The sequence below is a fragment of the Cellulosimicrobium sp. CUA-896 genome (assembly GCF_001942335.1).
GTDB lineage: Bacteria > Actinomycetota > Actinomycetes > Actinomycetales > Cellulomonadaceae > Cellulosimicrobium.
This window is the reverse complement of the sequence record NZ_MKKH01000028.1, coordinates 1-15587: the sequence shown is the minus strand read 5'-3', so window position 1 is coordinate 15587 and position 15587 is coordinate 1. Positions and strand designations below refer to the sequence as shown.

Annotated in this window: 13 protein-coding genes and 1 pseudogene; 5 read left to right on the top strand and 9 right to left on the bottom strand. The window is 76.8% G+C overall.

The genetic code is table 11. The features are described 5' to 3' along the window. Position 1: 1 nt before the first annotated feature. From BJF88_RS10345 to BJF88_RS10320, 6 genes and pseudogenes are all read right to left on the bottom strand, one after another. Positions 2-874 carry a heme ABC transporter ATP-binding protein gene (locus BJF88_RS10345; RefSeq protein ID WP_139316010.1) on the bottom strand — a complete coding sequence of 291 codons (873 nt, stop codon included), beginning with the start codon at positions 872-874 and terminating at the stop codon, positions 2-4. Next, the gene (locus BJF88_RS10340) at positions 871-1881 is read right to left on the bottom strand and encodes an iron ABC transporter permease (RefSeq protein WP_083649047.1); all 1011 of its coding nucleotides are present in this window, start codon (positions 1879-1881) and stop codon (positions 871-873) included. Before BJF88_RS10340 ends, BJF88_RS10345 begins: the two co-directional genes overlap by 4 nt. 65 nt (positions 1882-1946) lie before the next feature. Continuing rightward, positions 1947-3110 (bottom strand): hemin ABC transporter substrate-binding protein, encoded by a 1164-nt coding sequence (locus BJF88_RS10335; RefSeq protein ID WP_083649042.1) that lies wholly within the window; start codon positions 3108-3110, stop codon positions 1947-1949. 159 nt (positions 3111-3269) lie between these two features. Continuing rightward, entirely contained in the window at positions 3270-3938 is a 669-nt protein-coding gene (locus tag BJF88_RS10330) for a heme oxygenase (biliverdin-producing) (protein ID WP_075828731.1), read from the bottom strand. 83 nt (positions 3939-4021) lie between these two features. Next, positions 4022-5344, bottom strand: a complete 1323-nt coding sequence (locus BJF88_RS10325) for an MFS transporter (RefSeq protein WP_255371945.1) — start codon at positions 5342-5344, stop codon at positions 4022-4024. Further along, positions 5341-5960: pseudogene (locus BJF88_RS10320) on the bottom strand (TetR/AcrR family transcriptional regulator). The gene BJF88_RS10325 and the pseudogene BJF88_RS10320 overlap by 4 nt, the downstream one beginning before the upstream one ends. 77 nt (positions 5961-6037) lie before the next feature. Between BJF88_RS10320 and BJF88_RS10315 the strand changes: the two are divergent. The 5 genes from BJF88_RS10315 (at position 6038) to BJF88_RS10295 (ending at position 11241) form a co-directional block, all read left to right on the top strand. After that, on the top strand, positions 6038-6595 hold the full coding sequence (locus BJF88_RS10315; RefSeq protein ID WP_075828729.1) for a DinB family protein: 558 nt from the start codon (positions 6038-6040) through the stop codon (positions 6593-6595). 66 nt (positions 6596-6661) lie between these two features. After that, positions 6662-7672 (top strand): hypothetical protein, encoded by a 1011-nt coding sequence (locus BJF88_RS10310; protein ID WP_083649041.1) that lies wholly within the window; start codon positions 6662-6664, stop codon positions 7670-7672. Between the two features lie 569 nt (positions 7673-8241). Then, a complete protein-coding gene (locus tag BJF88_RS10305) occupies positions 8242-9360 on the top strand; it encodes a pirin family protein (protein WP_075828728.1) in 1119 nt (372 codons plus the stop codon). Between the two features lie 10 nt (positions 9361-9370). Beyond that, positions 9371-10195: a DUF5926 family protein gene (locus BJF88_RS10300; RefSeq protein ID WP_075828727.1), complete on the top strand. Its 825-nt coding sequence runs from the start codon at positions 9371-9373 to the stop codon at positions 10193-10195. A 149-nt stretch (positions 10196-10344) separates the two neighbouring features. Further along, on the top strand, positions 10345-11241 hold the full coding sequence (locus BJF88_RS10295) for a glycosyltransferase family 2 protein (RefSeq protein WP_369824564.1): 897 nt from the start codon (positions 10345-10347) through the stop codon (positions 11239-11241). Here BJF88_RS10295 and BJF88_RS18370 read toward each other — a convergent pair. Genes BJF88_RS18370 through BJF88_RS19595 form a run of 3 tightly spaced genes read right to left on the bottom strand, consistent with a single transcriptional unit; the run spans position 11208 to position 15267 of the window. Next, a complete protein-coding gene (locus BJF88_RS18370; RefSeq protein ID WP_139316009.1) occupies positions 11208-11549 on the bottom strand; it encodes a hypothetical protein in 342 nt (113 codons plus the stop codon). The two genes, BJF88_RS10295 and BJF88_RS18370, sit on opposite strands and share 34 nt — an antisense overlap. Continuing rightward, entirely contained in the window at positions 11540-14473 is a 2934-nt protein-coding gene (locus BJF88_RS19045) for a hypothetical protein (RefSeq protein WP_158068919.1), read from the bottom strand. The genes BJF88_RS18370 and BJF88_RS19045 overlap by 10 nt, the downstream gene beginning before the upstream one ends. Continuing rightward, entirely contained in the window at positions 14359-15267 is a 909-nt protein-coding gene (locus BJF88_RS19595) for a hypothetical protein (RefSeq protein WP_083649039.1), read from the bottom strand. The genes BJF88_RS19045 and BJF88_RS19595 overlap by 115 nt, the downstream gene beginning before the upstream one ends. Positions 15268-15587 lie beyond the last annotated feature (320 nt).

Genomic DNA, 15587 nt, shown 5'->3' with positions numbered 1-15587 from the left:
GTCAGCGGCGCGGGACCACGATCGGTGCGCCGCCGCGGGGGTGCTCGACGACCTCCACGGGGTGGTCGTAGACGTCGCCGAGCAGCGCCTCGGTGAGCACCTCGCGCGGCGCGCCGTCCGCGACGACGCGTCCCTGCGCGAGCAGCGTCACCCGGTCGGCGTACGCGGCGGCGAGCGACAGGTCGTGGACGACGACGACCACCGCGCCACCCGCTGCCGCGTGCTCCCGGGCGACCCGCAGCGCCATCTCCTGGTGCTTGAGGTCGAGCGCCGCCGTGGGCTCGTCGAGCAGGAGGAGCGCGGTCCGCTGCGCCAGCACGCGGGCGAGCGCGACGCGCGCCCGCTCGCCCCCGGACAGCGACGTGACGTGCCGCTCGGCGAGGTGCGCGACGTCGGTCGCGGCCATCGCTGCGCGGGCGGCGTCGTCGTCCTCGGCCTCGAGCGGCGTGCCCCGCCACGGCGAGCGCCCCATGCGCACGACGTCGACGGCGGTGAAGGGGAAGCTGAGCGTGACGTGCTGGAGCAGCACGGCGCGGCGCATCGCGAGCTCGGTCGGTGTCCACGAGCCGAGGGCGTGCCCGTGCACGACGACGACCCCCGCCTCGGGGCTCAGGTCGCCCGTGAGCACGCCGAGCAGCGACGACTTGCCCGCGCCGTTCGGCCCGAGGAGCGCGCGGACCTCGCCGGCGCGCACGTCGACCGACACGTCGCGCAGGACCGGGGTGCCCCCGAGGGTGAGCGACACGCCGTGCGCCGCCGTGACGACGTCGCCGGGCGTGACGGGCCCGGGGCGCCGCGCACGGCGTCGGGCGCCGGTGACGGCGGTGCGCAGCGAGCCGAGGAACGTCGAGCCCTCGTGGCGCTGGTCGCTCATGCCCACCCTCCCTGGCGCGAGCGCGTGCGGCGCAGGAGGTAGAAGAAGAACGGTCCGCCGACGAGCGACGTGATCATCCCGAGCGGCAGCTCGACGTTCTCCACGGCGCTGCGGGCGAGGAGGTCGGCGGCGAGCAGCACGACGGCCCCGCCCAGCACCGAGGCGGGGACCAGCGTGCGGTGGCTCGGCCCGCAGACCATGCGCACGAGGTGCGGCACGACGAGCCCGACGAACGCGACGATCCCCGTGAACGCCGTGCCCGCGGAGACGAGCAGCGCGACGAGCACGATCGCGACCTGGCGCAGGCGCTCGACGTCGACGCCGAGGTGGTGCGCGGCGCGCTCGCCGAGCGCGAGCAGGTCCATGCGGCGTCGCACGAGCATCGCGCCGGTGACCCCGACGGCGGCGATCGGCAGCACGACGGCGACCGAGCTCCACGTCGCGCCACCGAGGGACCCGAGCTGCCAGAACACGATCTGCTCGCGCGCCGCCGGGTCGGCGACGAACGTGAAGAACGCGAGCAGCCCGCCCGCGAACGCGTTGACGGCGATGCCTGTGAGCACGAGCGTGACGACCTCCGTCCGGCCGCCCGCCCGGGCGAGGGCGTAGACGACGAACGTCGTCACGAGGCCCCCCGCGAACGCCGCCGCGGCCACCCACGTGCCCGGGACGAGCGCGCCCGCGGTGACGATGACGGCGCACGCGCCGACGGCCGCGCCGGACGAGACGCCGATGACGCCCGGCTCCGCGAGCGGGTTGCCGAACACGCCCTGCATGAGCGCGCCCGAGCACGCGAGGGCCGCGCCCACGACGATCGCGAGGACGACGCGGGGGAACCGCACGACCCACAGCGCGTTCTCGCCCTGCGGGTGCGACGGCATCGGCCCCCAGTCGAGCCCGACGTGGTGCGCGAGCGACCCGAGCACCTCGGCGGGGGAGACCGGGACCTGGCCCGTCATGCCGGACAGGACGGTGAGCACGGCGAGCGCGACGGCGAGCCCGACCATGAGCCAGCGCGCCGCGCGACGGCGCTGCCGCCCGACGTCGGGGACGACGCGGGCGAGCGGTGCGCTCACGAGGTCGGCAGCTCGGGCGCCGGGACGCCGTAGAACGCCTCGACGAGCGAGGCGATCGTGGCACCGGTCCGCGGCCCGAAGGTCAGCAGGCGCGAGCCGTCCATGTCGACGACGCGCCGCGCCTCGCCCGCGGGCGTCTGGGCGAGCCCGGGGATCGCCAGCATCGCGTCGAGCCCGCCCATCGACTCCAGGCCGTCGGTCATGACGAGGTAGGCGTCCGGAGCGGCGCTGATGATCGCCTCGCTCGTCACCGGCGCGTACTCGCGGTCGAGCCCGATCGCCGTGCCGGCGTCCTCGCCCCCGATCGCGCGCACCAGGTCGTCGGCGCCCGAGCCCGGCCCGAAGAGCATCTTGATGTTCGCGCCGCGCAGGTAGAGGAACGCGACGCGCGGCGTGCCGGTGTCCGTGGGGACGGCGTCGAGCGCGGCGCAGATCTGGCGGTCGGTGCGCTCGACCAGGGCCTCGCCCGCCTCCGGCACGCCGAGGGCCGTCGCGACGGCGCGGATCCGGTCGTCGACGCCGTCGAGCGTGCGGGACTCGTCGAGGTACACGACCGGGACGCCCGACTGCTCGAGCTGGCCGCGCACGTCGTCGGTGAGGATCGTCGCGTCGGTGAGGATCACGGACGGGTCCAGGCCGAGGACCGCCTCGACGTCGAGCGCGTGACCCGCGCCCGTGACGACGGGGACGTCCGCGGCCTCGGGGAACCCGGTCGGCAGGTCGCGGCCCACGACGTTGTCGCCCAGGCCCAGGCTGTACACGATCTCGCCGAGCGTGCCGTAGAGGTCCACCGGGATGATCCGGCTGACGTCGGCGACCTCGACCTGGCGGCCGTCGACCGACTCGACGGTCACCGGGAGCTGCGGCGCCGGGGCGTCGGCGACCGGGTGGATCGCGTCGTCGGCGAACGTGGCCGTGGTGGGGCCGGTGGGGAACGACGCGGGGTCGGCGTCGGACCCGCCGCCCGCCGCCCGGGACTCCTCGAGCGTGGTGCACGCCGGCGCCCCGGCCGGGGCGTCGTCGGCCGGGGCGGCCTCGACCTGTGCCGCGTCCTCGGTGGCCGACGTCGTCGTGCTCGCGGGCGGCTCGTACGGCAGCGGTGAGCACGCGGCGAGCGCCAGCACGACGACGCCGGCCGCCCCGGTCAGCGTCGTCGTCATCGTCGTCGTGCGGCCGCCCTGCCGGCGCGTCGCCCGGGGGGCGGGGGTCGGCGGGCGCGTCGCAGGGCGCGGGCAGAGCGGGGCATGGCGGCAGCTCCAGGGGACGGGCGAAGATTAGGTGAGACTACCCTAACCTTCTCGGATCCCTTCTTGTCCCGCTCAGCAGTGGACCGCGCCGAGGTCCGCGAACATCGCGCTGTTGAGGCGGAACGCGTGCTTGGCCTCCTCGACGGTGGCCTCCACCTGCGCGGGCGAGAGCTCGAGCGCGTCGAGGCGCTCGCGGTAGACGTCCTTGAACGGCTTGGACTTCGGGATCTCCACGAACGTGTAGAAGGCGAGACCGTCGCCGGAGAGCCCGTAGTGGCGCTCGAGCATGCGCTTGACGATCTGCCCGCCGGACAGGTCGCCGAGGTACCGGGTGTAGGCGTGCGCGGCGTAGGCGGGCAGGGAGTCGCCCACCTCGTGCAGACGCGCGACGTACCGCTCGGTGGCCGGGTGGATCGTGACGCGCTCGGCCCAGTCGGCGCCGACGAGGAAGGTGAGGTCCTTCTCGATCTCGGGCGTGCGCGTCAGCTCGTCGAACACGAGCGTCGCCCCCTGGGGGTCCGTGCGGATCGCGGCGCTCGCGTCCTCGAGGGCGCGGTAGACGGCCCACTGCTGGGCGGCCAGGTCGGCGTAGGCGGCGAGGTCCAGCCCGCCGGACATGAGCTGCTCGACGAACCCGGAGGTCTCCGCGCGCTCGTGCTCCGGGCGCGTGCCCTCGCGCAGACGCAGCGACAGCGTCGCCGGCCGGTCGGTGGTGCCGAGGTCGTGCGTGAGAGCGGTCACGGGAGCTCCTGCGGGTCGGCCTGGTCGGACCTGACGGGTTGTCAGGACGTCGCGACTCGCACTGTAGCGCAGTGAGGTGAGGTTTACCTATCCCCGGCCGGGACGGCGGCGGAGCCCTCGCCCGACGGCCTGGTGGCCGGTGCGCCGTCCGGTGCCGTCGCCGGAACGACGTCCTCCGGGTTCGGCAGCCGGGCGAGGAAGCGGAACCCGACGAGGCCGGTCACCACCGCGAGCCCTCCGCCGACGACGAGCGGCGCGGTGAGGTCGACGCGCGCCAGGAGGCCGCCGAGGAACGACCCGAGCGGCATCGCGCCCCACAGCAGGGTGCGCCACGTGCCGTGCACGCGGCCGAGCAGCCGGCTGGGGATGACGGCCTGGCGCAGCGACATCACGTGCACGTTCCACACCGTCGTCCCCCCGAACGCCAGCGCGAGCCCGACGGCGGCGACGGGCACGACCGGCGCGAGACCGATCACGACGAGCATCGCGGGGGTGAGCAGGTTCGCCACCGCCATGACCGGCCCCGAGCGGAACCGGTCCTTGAGCGGCGTCGCGACCGCCGCGGCGAGCAGCGACCCGAGGGCGCCGGCGAGCATGAACGCCCCGAACCAGCCCTCGGGCACGCCGAGCTCGTCGAGCACGTAGAGCACGAGGGTCGCGGTGGCGGCCGAGAAGCAGATGCCGACGACCGTCGACAGCAGCCACAGCGGCCGCAGCATCGGGTGCGCCCAGATGAAGCGGAAGCCGTCCGCGACCTGGCGGTACCAGCGCACCGGCGGGCCGTCGGCCGGCTGCGTGCGGTGCTCGCCCGCCGCGGCGGCCGGGAGGAAGAACGCGAGCACGAACGCCGCGGCGTAGGTCAGGGCGCCCACGCCGAGCGGGACGACGACGGCGACCGCGAACAGCGCCGACGTCAGCGGCGCGGACAGGAAGTTCTGGACGGTGATCTCACCGGCCTCGATCCGCGAGTTCGCGCGCGGGAGGTCCCTCGGCCGCACGATCGAGGGCACCACGGCGCGGATCGCGCCGTCGTAGACCGTCTCGAACGCGCCGTAGAGGAAGACGACGGCGTACAGCGACCAGATGGTCAGCGTGCCGGTCCACGCGAGGGCGACGAGCCCGAGCGCGAGGACGGTGCGGACGCCGTTGGCCAGCGCGAGCGCGTGCCGCCGGTCGATCCGGTCCAGCAGGATCCCGGCCGGGATCGCGAGGAACAGCCACGGCAGCAGTGCCACCGCGGCGACGCCGGAGACGAGGAAGGGGTCGTCCGTGAGGCGCGCGGCGAGCAGCGGCGCCGCGACGCGGGCGACGCCGTCCCCGAGGCTCGAGCTGAGGTTGGCCGTGAAGACGTTCGCGAAGGCCCGCCCGAGGCGGGGACGTGGCGGCCGCGCCGCCGCGGCGCTCAGCGCCGCACCGCGAGCGTGGGCTCGCGGACGTCGGCGCCGACGGCGCGCAGCACGAAGGCCTCCGTGGCGTCGACGGCCTGCGCGCGCGCGGCCGGGTCGTCGGGGGCCGGGCGGCCGGACAGGCACGCGTTGACGAGCTGCACCGTCGTGTCGATGTCCTGCGGCGGGAACTCGCCGGCGTCGATGCCCGACCGCACGATGCGGCGCAGGATGGTCTCGACGAGCTCGGCGTGCTCGCGCAGCCGCTGGCGCGTGGTGCGCGAGAGCACGGTGCGCAGGTCCGGGCCCGGGGCGAGGTGGAACACCCGCTTGAGCTGGGCCTGCTGGCGGATGTAGGTGCGCAGCTGCTCGACCGGGTCCGACACGTCCGCCAGCGCCCGCTCGAGCGTGCCGACGTACTGCTCGGTCTCGTGGGTGATGAACCGAGGAGGAGGGCCTCCTTGTCGGGGAAGTGGTTGTACACGGCGGTCCGGCCGACGCCCGCGGCGGCGGCGATGTCCGCGAGCGAGATCGCGTCGAAGCCGCGGTCCATCATGAGGTTCGAGAGCGCCGCGAACAGCTTCTGCCGGGTCTGCGCGCGGTGCTCGTGGAGGGACCCTCCGATGATCTTCGGCATGCTGACATCATAGGTGTCCCGCGTCAGCACGCCGGACGGCTCTCGTGCACGGCGGCGGGCCCTGCCAGACTCCGGGCATGGACACCGCCCCTCGCCCCGACGGCCCCGCGGCCTACCCGCCCGTGCCCGCGGACACCAAGGACTGGACCTGGGTCCTGTCCCGGCCCTGCCCCGAGTGCGGCTTCGTCGCCGCGGAGGTCACGCCGGACCGCGTCGGCGCCGCCGTGCGCGACGCCGTCCCGCGCTACGTGCGCGTCCTCGCGCGGCCCGGCGTGCGCGAGCGGCCGGACGCGACGACGTGGTCGCCGCTCGAGTACGCGGCGCACGTGCGCGACGTGTTCGCGGTCTTCGACGTGCGCCTCATGGCGATGGTCGAGGACGACGACCCGCTCTTCGCGAACTGGGACCAGGACGCGGCCGCCGTCGAGGCGGGCTACGCGCACCAGGACCCGGCGGTCGTCGCGCGCGAGCTCGAGGTGGCGGGCGAGCGGGTCGCGACCCGGTTCGACGCGCTCACGGCCGACCGGTGGGAGCGGCCCGGCCGTCGCTCGAACGGGTCGGTCTTCACGGTGCGCACGCTCGGGCAGTACTTCGTCCACGACGTCGTGCACCACCTGCACGACGTGCGCGCCTGACGAACCGGCGACGGATCTTCACAGATCCGTAACATCCGCGCATTCCGGGCGCACTAGCCTCCCGGCATGGACGCCGACGTCACCGGTCTCGTACCCCCGGCCCACGCCGGTGCCCACCTCCTGGTGCTCCCGAGCACGCCCGGCGCGGCGCGCACCCCGGTCGACGCGCTCGCCCGCGCCTGGTTCGCCGGGGCGGGCTGGACGACCCACCCCGTGGCGTCCCCGGCCGCACGCCCCGCCGGGGCGCGGTTCCGCGGCGTCGTGCCCGGCGGCGAGTCCCGCCCCGGCGAGCTGCGCCTCACCGAGGGGGCGCGCGCCGTCGGTCCCTTCCCGCTGACGCCGGCCCGTGCGCGGGCGCTCGGCGTGCAGGGCGGCGTCGCGACCGCGGCGTTCGCGCTGCACGCCGACGACGCCCCACCGCGCGGCGGCCCGGCTCCCGTCCCCGACGACCGCGACGGGATCGTCCGCGCGTTCCCGGCCGGCCTGCCGCAGGGCGTCGAGCTGCAGCTGCTCGGCTGGGCCGTCGCCGCGGCGCGCCGCGTCGGCGGCGCGGTGGTGGCCGACGGACGGGCCGTCCTGACGCCCGACCCGGACTCCGGCGTCGAGCTCACGCTCTACAGCGACCACGTCCTGGCGCCCGACGACGCGGCCGGCGTGCTGCGGACCGTGGTCCCCGGCGCGCGCGTCGTCGCCGTCGACCCGGAGGGCGCGCCCGGCGCCGGGCCCGCCGGGTTCCTCGTCGCGGGCGACACGCCCTACGACGGCGGCGTGCGGCTCGCCGTGCGGCGCGCGGCCCAGGTGCCGATCGCGCTCGGCGACCTCGACCGGACGAGTACGGGTCGTGCGCGTACCACCTGTCGTGGCTGCCGCAGGACCCGTACGAGCTCGAGGTCGAGCGGCCGTCGGGGCTGCACGTCATCGCCCGCGCGCGGGTCCGGGTGCTCGTGGCACGCCTCGCCGCGATGCTCCACGGACGCTCGGGGGCGCCTCGTGGACGACGGCGGGTTCGTGGTGCGCGACCGGGACCTCGACGAGCGCCTGACGCCGACGGCCCCGGCACCGGCCTTCTGGGTGTGACCGAGGGCCATCCGGTGGGACGGTCGCGCGCGGGACGGTCCACAGATTTCGTCCACAGGTGTGTGGATGACGGCACGGTTCCGCGGCGCGCGCTGTGGACGGACCTGTGGTCGACGCAGGGCGGCGAATGACAGCCGTGGGGGCTCTTGCCCCCGCCCGGTCCGGGGACTACAAACGTCCCTATCAGCCCGGACGGGCGCACGTGGACGACGGTGTTCGACAGCGAGAGCGAGGGGCCGCCCCGGCCCCGTCGACAGCGGAGGCCACGGTGTCCGCGAGGGCACGGTCGACCGGAGAACGGTGGGCGACCCGCGGCCGCGGGCTGCGCGCGACGGCGCAGGCTCCACCGGACCCGGAAGACCGACCGCGATCGGCGTCGTCGAGGAGAACGGACCGGGTCCTCCGCGTCCGCGGCGGCGGCGAGCCGCCTCGTCGCGAGCGGCGCCCCGGCGGGCCCCGGCCCGACCGCCCCGGGGTGCGCGGCGACGGCGAGGCCCCTCGGAATCCTGCTCCGAGGGGCCTCGCCGCCCATTCTCCCGCGCGGGGCCCGTCCGGCCTACGCTCGACCCATGAGCAACCTCGACACCCGCCCCGAGGAGCGCGTGTGCTCGTCCGGCACGCCCGGACCGGACGGCGGGCCCCCGAGCGGCGGTGGCGCGGTGGAGGTGCTCGCGCACCGCGACGTGCCGCTCGGCGGGACGCGCGCGATGCAGGTGCGCCGCACGATCCCGCAGCGCGCGCGCTCGCTGGTCGGCGCCTGGTGCTTCCTCGACCACTACGGGCCCGACGCGGTCGCCGCGATCGGCGACGGGACCGACGGGATGCAGGTGCCCCCGCACCCGCACACCGGGCTCCAGACCGTGACGTGGCTCTTCGCCGGCGAGATCCTGCACCGTGACTCGGTGGGCTCGCTGCAGACGGTGCGGCCCGGCGAGCTCAACCTCATGACGGCCGGGCGCGGCATCTCCCACTCCGAGGAGTCGCCGCGCGGCGTGCGGCCGCCGGTGCTGCACGGAGTCCAGCTCTGGGTCGCGCTGCCCGGCGACCGGCTCGCGGACGCGCCGTCGTTCGAGCACCACGCGGACCTGCCCGTCGCGACGTCCGGCGGCGCCCGGGTCCAGGTCTTCCTCGGCGCGCTGCGGGTCGACGGCGCCGAGCTCCGCTCGCCCGCCACGGCGTTCACGCCGCTCGTCGGGGCCCAGCTGGACCTCGAGCCGGGCGCGCGCGTCGTCCTCGACGTCGACCCGGCCTTCGAGCACGGACTGCTCGTGGACGCCGGCGCGGTGCGGCTCGAGGACGAGGAGGTCCCGGTGTCGTCGCTCGGCTACGTCGCGCCCGGCCGCACCGCGCTCACCGTCGAGGCCGGGCCCGACGCCCCGGCCCGCGCGGTCCTCGTCGGCGGCGAGCCGTTCGCCGAGGACGTCGTCATGTGGTGGAACTTCGTGGGGCGGTCGCACGACGACGTCGCGCGCGCCCGCGAGGAGTGGCAGGCGCAGCTCGTCGTGGAACAGGACGGCGGTGCCGGCGCGGGCACCGGCCTCACCCCGCGGCAGGGCGGCACGCGCTACGCGCCGGGAGCCAGGGCCGGCCGCTACGGAGAGGTCGTGGGGTACGACGGCGGCCCGCTGCCCGCGCCGGCGCTGCCCGACGTGCGGCTGCGCCCGCGCGCCCGCCCGACCCGTCAGTAGACTGCCGCGCATGGCCAAGAACTCCACGACCGACTTCGTGCTGCGCCCGTTCGAGGGGCTCCCCGGCGAGACCGACTGGGTCGCGATGCGCGAGGTCGTGCCCTCGGCCACGGCGACGGCGCGCACGACGGCCGAGCACGGCGCGCGCGACGTCCTCGTCGTCACCGTGCTCCCCGCGGGCTGGGCGGCGCTGCACCGCCAGGACGGCACCGTCCTCCTCGCCCTGCAGACCCTCGCCGGGTCGGGCGACCTGAGCCGCGACCTCGCCGCCGCGCTGCTCGAGGCGATCGAGGCCGAGCCGGGCACGTCCGTCGAGCTGGGCGCGCTGCCGGGCCCGGGGCCGCGCCTGCAGGACGTGCTCGACCTCGACACGCCGTTCGACGTGACGGTGCACGAGGACTTCGCCTACTGGCTCGACCCGGCGCAGGAGGTCACGGCCGAGGTCCGGGCCTCGCTCGACGAGGCGTCGGAGTCGATGGTCCCGACCGTCAAGCTCGACGCCGTGCCGTCGGCGTACTGGTGCCGCATGTCCCGCGAGTTCCTGCGCTGGGCGCGACCCGAGCCCGAGGAGGCGCTCATCGACGCGATCTCGCGCCTGCACGCGCGGCGCGAGTCCGGGCTCGCCGACGGCAAGTTCGTCGGGGCGTTCCGCTCGAACGGCCTGCTGGTCCCGGTGTGGGAGCTCCCGCGCGGCACCGAGGCGGACGAGCTGGAGGGCCCTGTCGCGGAGCTGGACGCGCGCCTCTCGGAGGCGTTGGCCGTGACCGAGCCGCTCGACGCGAACGAGCGGCGGGCGCGCGCGGGCATCGTCTCGCGCCAGGTCACGCTGCGCTGACGCGCGCGCCCGTCCCTGGCGCGCGCGGGAGCGTCCAGTAGGATCCGGACGAGCGGCGGGACGGTCCCGCGACGGGTGCACGCCGAGCCGCCATGGCAGTTCTCCTGACGATTCTGCGGTCATCTCTTTGCACTACTAGGCTGGGCGGCGTGAACGCGGACCAACGGTCGACCGAGGCGAGGGACCAGGCTGGGCGGACGGCGGCGCCGTCGTCGCCGAGGGCGCGGCCCGCCGCGTCCGCACCCACGTACCTGACCGCGTCCGGGACCCGGGCCAGGACGCCGCGGCCCGCCGTCGCCGAGGGGCGCAGCGGGCGCGCCGCACGCCAGCGCGTCGCGGTGATCATCCCGGCGAAGGACGAGTCGCGGCGCATCGCCGCCACCGTCCGGGCCGCGAAGGCGATCCCGCACGTCGACCTCGTGCTCGTCGTCGACGACGGCAGCGAGGACAGCACCCAGCACGTCGCGCGCGAGGCGGGGGCCGTCGTCGTCCGTCACTCCCACAACCGCGGCAAGGCCGCGGCGATGGAGACGGGCGCCGCGGTGGTCGCGATGCGCGACGCGCCCGACCGCCCGCCGCGCCTGCTGCTGTTCATCGACGGCGACCTCGGCGAGACCGCCGTCAACACCGCTCCGCTCGTGCCGCCGGTCCTCGACGGGCACGCCGACGTCGCCATCGCGCTGCTGCCCCCGCAGCCCGGCGCGGGCGGGCGCGGCATCGTGGTCGGCGCGGCACGCCGCGCCATCCAGACCCTCACCGGCTGGACGCCCACGCAGCCTCTGTCGGGCATGCGCTGCCTCACGCGCGAGGCGTTCGAGGCCGCCACGCCGCTCGCGCGCGGGTGGGGCGTCGAGACGGGCATGACGATCGACCTCCTGCACCAGGGGTACGTCGCCGTGGAGGTGCCGTGCGACCTGCGCCACCGGGCGTCGGGCTCGGACCTCCGGGGTCAGCTCCACCGGGCCGCGCAGTACCGGGACGTGCTCGTCGCGGTGAACGCGCGCAAGATGCGTTACGCCGTCGACCGGGTCCGCACCGGCCGCTGATCCGCGGCGCCCTCCGTCGCTCCGCCGGTCCGCGCGGCGCCGTCGACGCCGCCCGTCCCCGGCGGCGCCGCGGCGTGCAGCGCGGCGACGGTGAGGAGCGGGACCGCCGGGATGAGCGCGATCATCGCGATGCGCACCCCGAAGTCGTTGACCACCGACCCCGCCACGCACACGATCCACAGGGCGAGCACGGTGGGGCGCAGGAGGGGCCACTCGGTCTCGGTGCGCGCGAACCAGCGCGGCGTGAACCGGTGCGGCGCGAAGAGCAGGAGCGCGGCGGCGACGAGCACCAGGACGGTCAGCCACACCGGGACCCCGCCGAGGACGGACCGCAGCGCGTAGCCGGCCTTGCGCAGGAGCGTGTCCCACGCCGACCCGTCGACGACCTGCTCGACGAACCGGCCGAGGTGCGACCGCTGGTCGGCCGGGCGCAGCCAGTCGAGCACGCCGACCGCCGCGACGACCGCGACGCCCGCCGCCGCGACGAGGAGGAACCGCCGCCACGTGAGGCGCGCTCCTGACGCGGCGAGGCCGAGCACCGCGAACGCGGGGACGACGACGAGGCCGCCGCCGAGGTCCGCCCCGAGGGTCGGCCACACGTCGACGACCATGGTGACGAGCCCGATGCCGCCGACCACGGCGGCGGCGGTGCGGGGCCTGCGCCGGCGCACGAGCCACTGGGCGAGCGCCGCGGCCAGGACGAGGGCCGCGACCGCGTACACCGAGAACGTCGGGTTGCCGAAGCCGTAGAAGCGCGCGCCGAACGTGGGCGCGACCCGAGCGGGCTCGCGCGGTTCAGGGGGGTGCCGACGAGCGCGTCGAGCGTGAGGACGACGAACGCCGTCCCGGCGACGACGCCCGGCCCGAGCCACACGGGCCGCCGCGGGGCGAGGGCGCCGAGACCGGCGACGACGGCCGTCGTCAGGGCCGTGCCGACGACGATCGCGAGCATCGGGTCGGCGAACCGCCACCAGCCGGTGAGCGAGACGACGAACGCCGCCGTCGGGACCGCGGCGACGACGAGCGCCGCCCCGCGTGCCGCGTGCTGCGCCCGCAGCCAGCCAAGGCGGGCACGGGCACCGGTCGCGCGGCGGGCGCGCGGCGCGAGCAGCAGGCACAGCCCGGCCAGCGCGAGCCCGGCGTAGAAGGGCACGTCGACGAAGGCGGTGTAGACCGCCCGGCGCACGTGGTCGCGCGTCGTGAGGTCGGCGAGCACGTCGGCCGTCGTGGCGGCGTCCGGGGGGCGGGGCGAGCCCCAGGCGAACGGCGTGTCCTGCACGCGGGCGGGGGGCGCGACGCCCGCGGCGCCGAGCACGGTCGCGGGGACGTCGAGGACGCGGGCCACGCCGTCGGTCCGGGTGGCCGCGCTCGTGAGGTAGCGCGCCTGCTCGGGGCCGTCGGCCCCGGGCCGCACCAGCGCCGCGCCGAGGACGGGCCGCGTGCCCGGCGCGCCCGCGAGGTCGACGACGAGGACGGTGGTGCCGGAGGGCGCGGCCTCCAGCACCGCGGCGACCGTGGAGTCGACCGCCGCGAGCCGCTGCGCGCGGGCCGCGTCCCGCGCGGCGGCACGCTCGGCCTCCGGGAGGTCGGGGTCGGCGGCCGGGGCGGTCGCGTCGCCCGCGTCGACGACGGTCACCGGGCAGGCGTACGCGTCGCCGGCGGGCGACGTCGCGACGGACAGCTCGCGGTACCGGTCGACGGAGCCGTCCGCGCCGGCGAGGGCCACGGCCGCGCCGGGCCCGACGGCCGTCGCGCAGACCGGGCGTGCCCCGGCGGTGCCCGCGCCGAGGGCGTCGCCGAGCACGCCGAGCCGGGCCTGGTAGCCGGAGCCGGACTGCAGGGCCTCGAGCTGGTCCCAGCCGTCGACCCGGGCCCCGTCGCCCGCGGGCACCGGCTGCGGCGTCGGGCAGGCCCACGAGCCGTCCGGGGCGCGCTCGGTCGCGACCTCCGCGAGCTGCCCGGCGGACAGCGCGACCCACCCGCCGACCGCGCAGCGGCTCGCCGCGCCCGTCGGCTGCGCCACGCCGGCCGCTCCCGCGCCGTCGGTGAGGAGCGCGTGCAGGGTGGGCGTGCGGACCTCCGCGACGTCCTCCCACGTGACGCCCGTGGTCCCGACGACGACGAGCGGCCGGTCGGTCGCGAGCGCGTCCTCGCGCGCGTGGTTGACGTCGGCGCCCGCGCGCGCGGCGGCCGACGCCGTGCCCGGCCCGCTCGTGCCGAGCACGGTGGACGCGAGGAGCACCACGAGCAGGAGCCCGCCGCCGACGGCCAGGAGCATCGAGGGCACGCGGCGGATGCCCGGCTCCGCCGCCGCCGTGTCCGCCGCCGCCGTGTCCGCCGCCGCCGTGTCCGCCGACGGCGCGGGCCGGGCGTCGCCGGTCTCCGTGAGGAACCCCGGGACGATCATCGCGGCGCCCACGACGAGCACCATCACCCCGATGATCACGCCCGAGTCGTTGAGCAGGGAGCCCACGCCGGTGACGACGACGAGCGCCACCACCAGCGGGCGCAGCAGCGGCCACCGGGCGTACGCGTGCGCGACCTCGGGCAGCCGCGCCCGCTCGGGGCGCAGCACGGCAACGGCGGCGAGGACGACGAGCACGGCCGCGAGCGCGCCGAACGGGTTCGCCACGGTCGCCCACGCGCCGAGCGCCTTGCGTCCGACGACCTCGAGCGCCGCGCCGTCGACGACGGTCTGCACGAACCCGCCGAGGTGGGAGGTGCCGCCCGGCAGGAGCCAGTCGACGACGGCGACGAGCGCGACGACGCCGACCGTGAGGGCCGCGACGACGAGCGCCCGCACCCACGTGATCCGGACCCGGCCCACGAGGAGCGCGAGCACCGCGAACGCCGGCACGAGCGCGAGGATCCCGCCGAAGTCCGCGCCGAAGGCGGGCCAGCCGTCGACCACGACCGTCACGGCGCCGACGGCGACGACCGCCCACGCCGCGGCCCGCCGTCCCGCGCGCGCGAGGAGCGCGGACGCGAGACCGCCGGCCAGGACGAGGCCCGCCACGGCGTACACGGCGAACGTCACGTTGTTGAAGCCGTAGAAGCGCGTGAACCCGACGACGGCGGACGTCCCGAGCAGCGACGCCTGCTGGAGCGTGGTGCCCGTCAGCCCGTCGACGGTGAGGACGAGCCACGTGACGCCGGCGAGCGCCGTGGGCAGGGCCCACGGCCGGCGCGGCAGCAGGCGGGCCAGGCCCCACGCGACGAGCGCGACGGCCACGGCGCTCGCAGCGAGCGCGAGCGTGAGGGCGGGTGCCGGGGCGCTCCACACCCACCACCGCGAGAGGCTCGCGAGCGACGCGGCGACGGGCGCGGCGGCGGCGACGACGAGCACGGCGCAGACCAGGCGGCGGCCGGCCGGTCCTGGCCGGGGCGGCTCGCCGCGGCGCGCCGCCGTGCGGCGCACCCACAGGCACCGCCGAGCGTGAGGACGAGCGTGGCGACGAGCAGGCCGACGAGCGCCGGGTAGAGGGCCGGGATGGTGCTCGTGAGGACGTTGAGGTACTGGCGGTTCTCGACCGTGCGGGCGACGTCCATGCGGCGTGTCTCGCCCAGGCCGAGCGCCGCGCCGTCGAGACCCTCGGTGCTCCCGCCGGCCTCGTCCACGACGGTCGCGGTGAGGTCGACGAGCTGGACGATGCCGTCCTTCTGGGTGCTCGGGGAGTGCAGCCAGCGGCCGGTCGGCTCGCCCCGGCGCCAGTCCACCACGACCTGGAGGCCCGGCTCGCCCACGGGGCCCGCGGAGATGCCCGCGACGAGCACCCGGGTGCCGCGCTCCGTCTCGGCCATCACGCGCGCCAGCGCGTCGTCGAGCTCGGCGAGGCTCTCCCCGCGACCGGCCGCGGCGTCGACGATCTCGCCCTGGTCGACCACCGTGACATCGCACGCCGTGAGCCCGTCCTCCGGGAGCGACGCCAGGTCGGGGACGTAGCGCGCGACGCGCCCGGTCTCGTCGGCGAGCACGAGCGCGGCGCCCGGGCCGACGGCCGTGGCGCACGCCCCGGTGGGCGCCACGCGCGCGGCGAGGGTGCCGGGCCCGTGGTGCTCGGTCGTGGCGGGCGCCGGCTCCTCGACGGGGGCGACGAGCGCGTCCCAGCCCGGGACCGCCGTGGGCGCCGGCTCGGTGGACCCGGCCGGCGCGGGGACCGGCGGGCAGCCCGGCCCGGGGACCTCCTCCGGCGCGTGGTGACGGTCTGGGACGGCGCGCCGGGGGCCTCGACGTCGGCCGGTTCCGCGTCGAGATCATCTGCCCCGCCGAGAGCGTGAGCCACGCGTCGTGGTGCACGTCGTGCGGCCCACGCTCATTGAGGCGACCGCGCCGGTGCGGATCATCG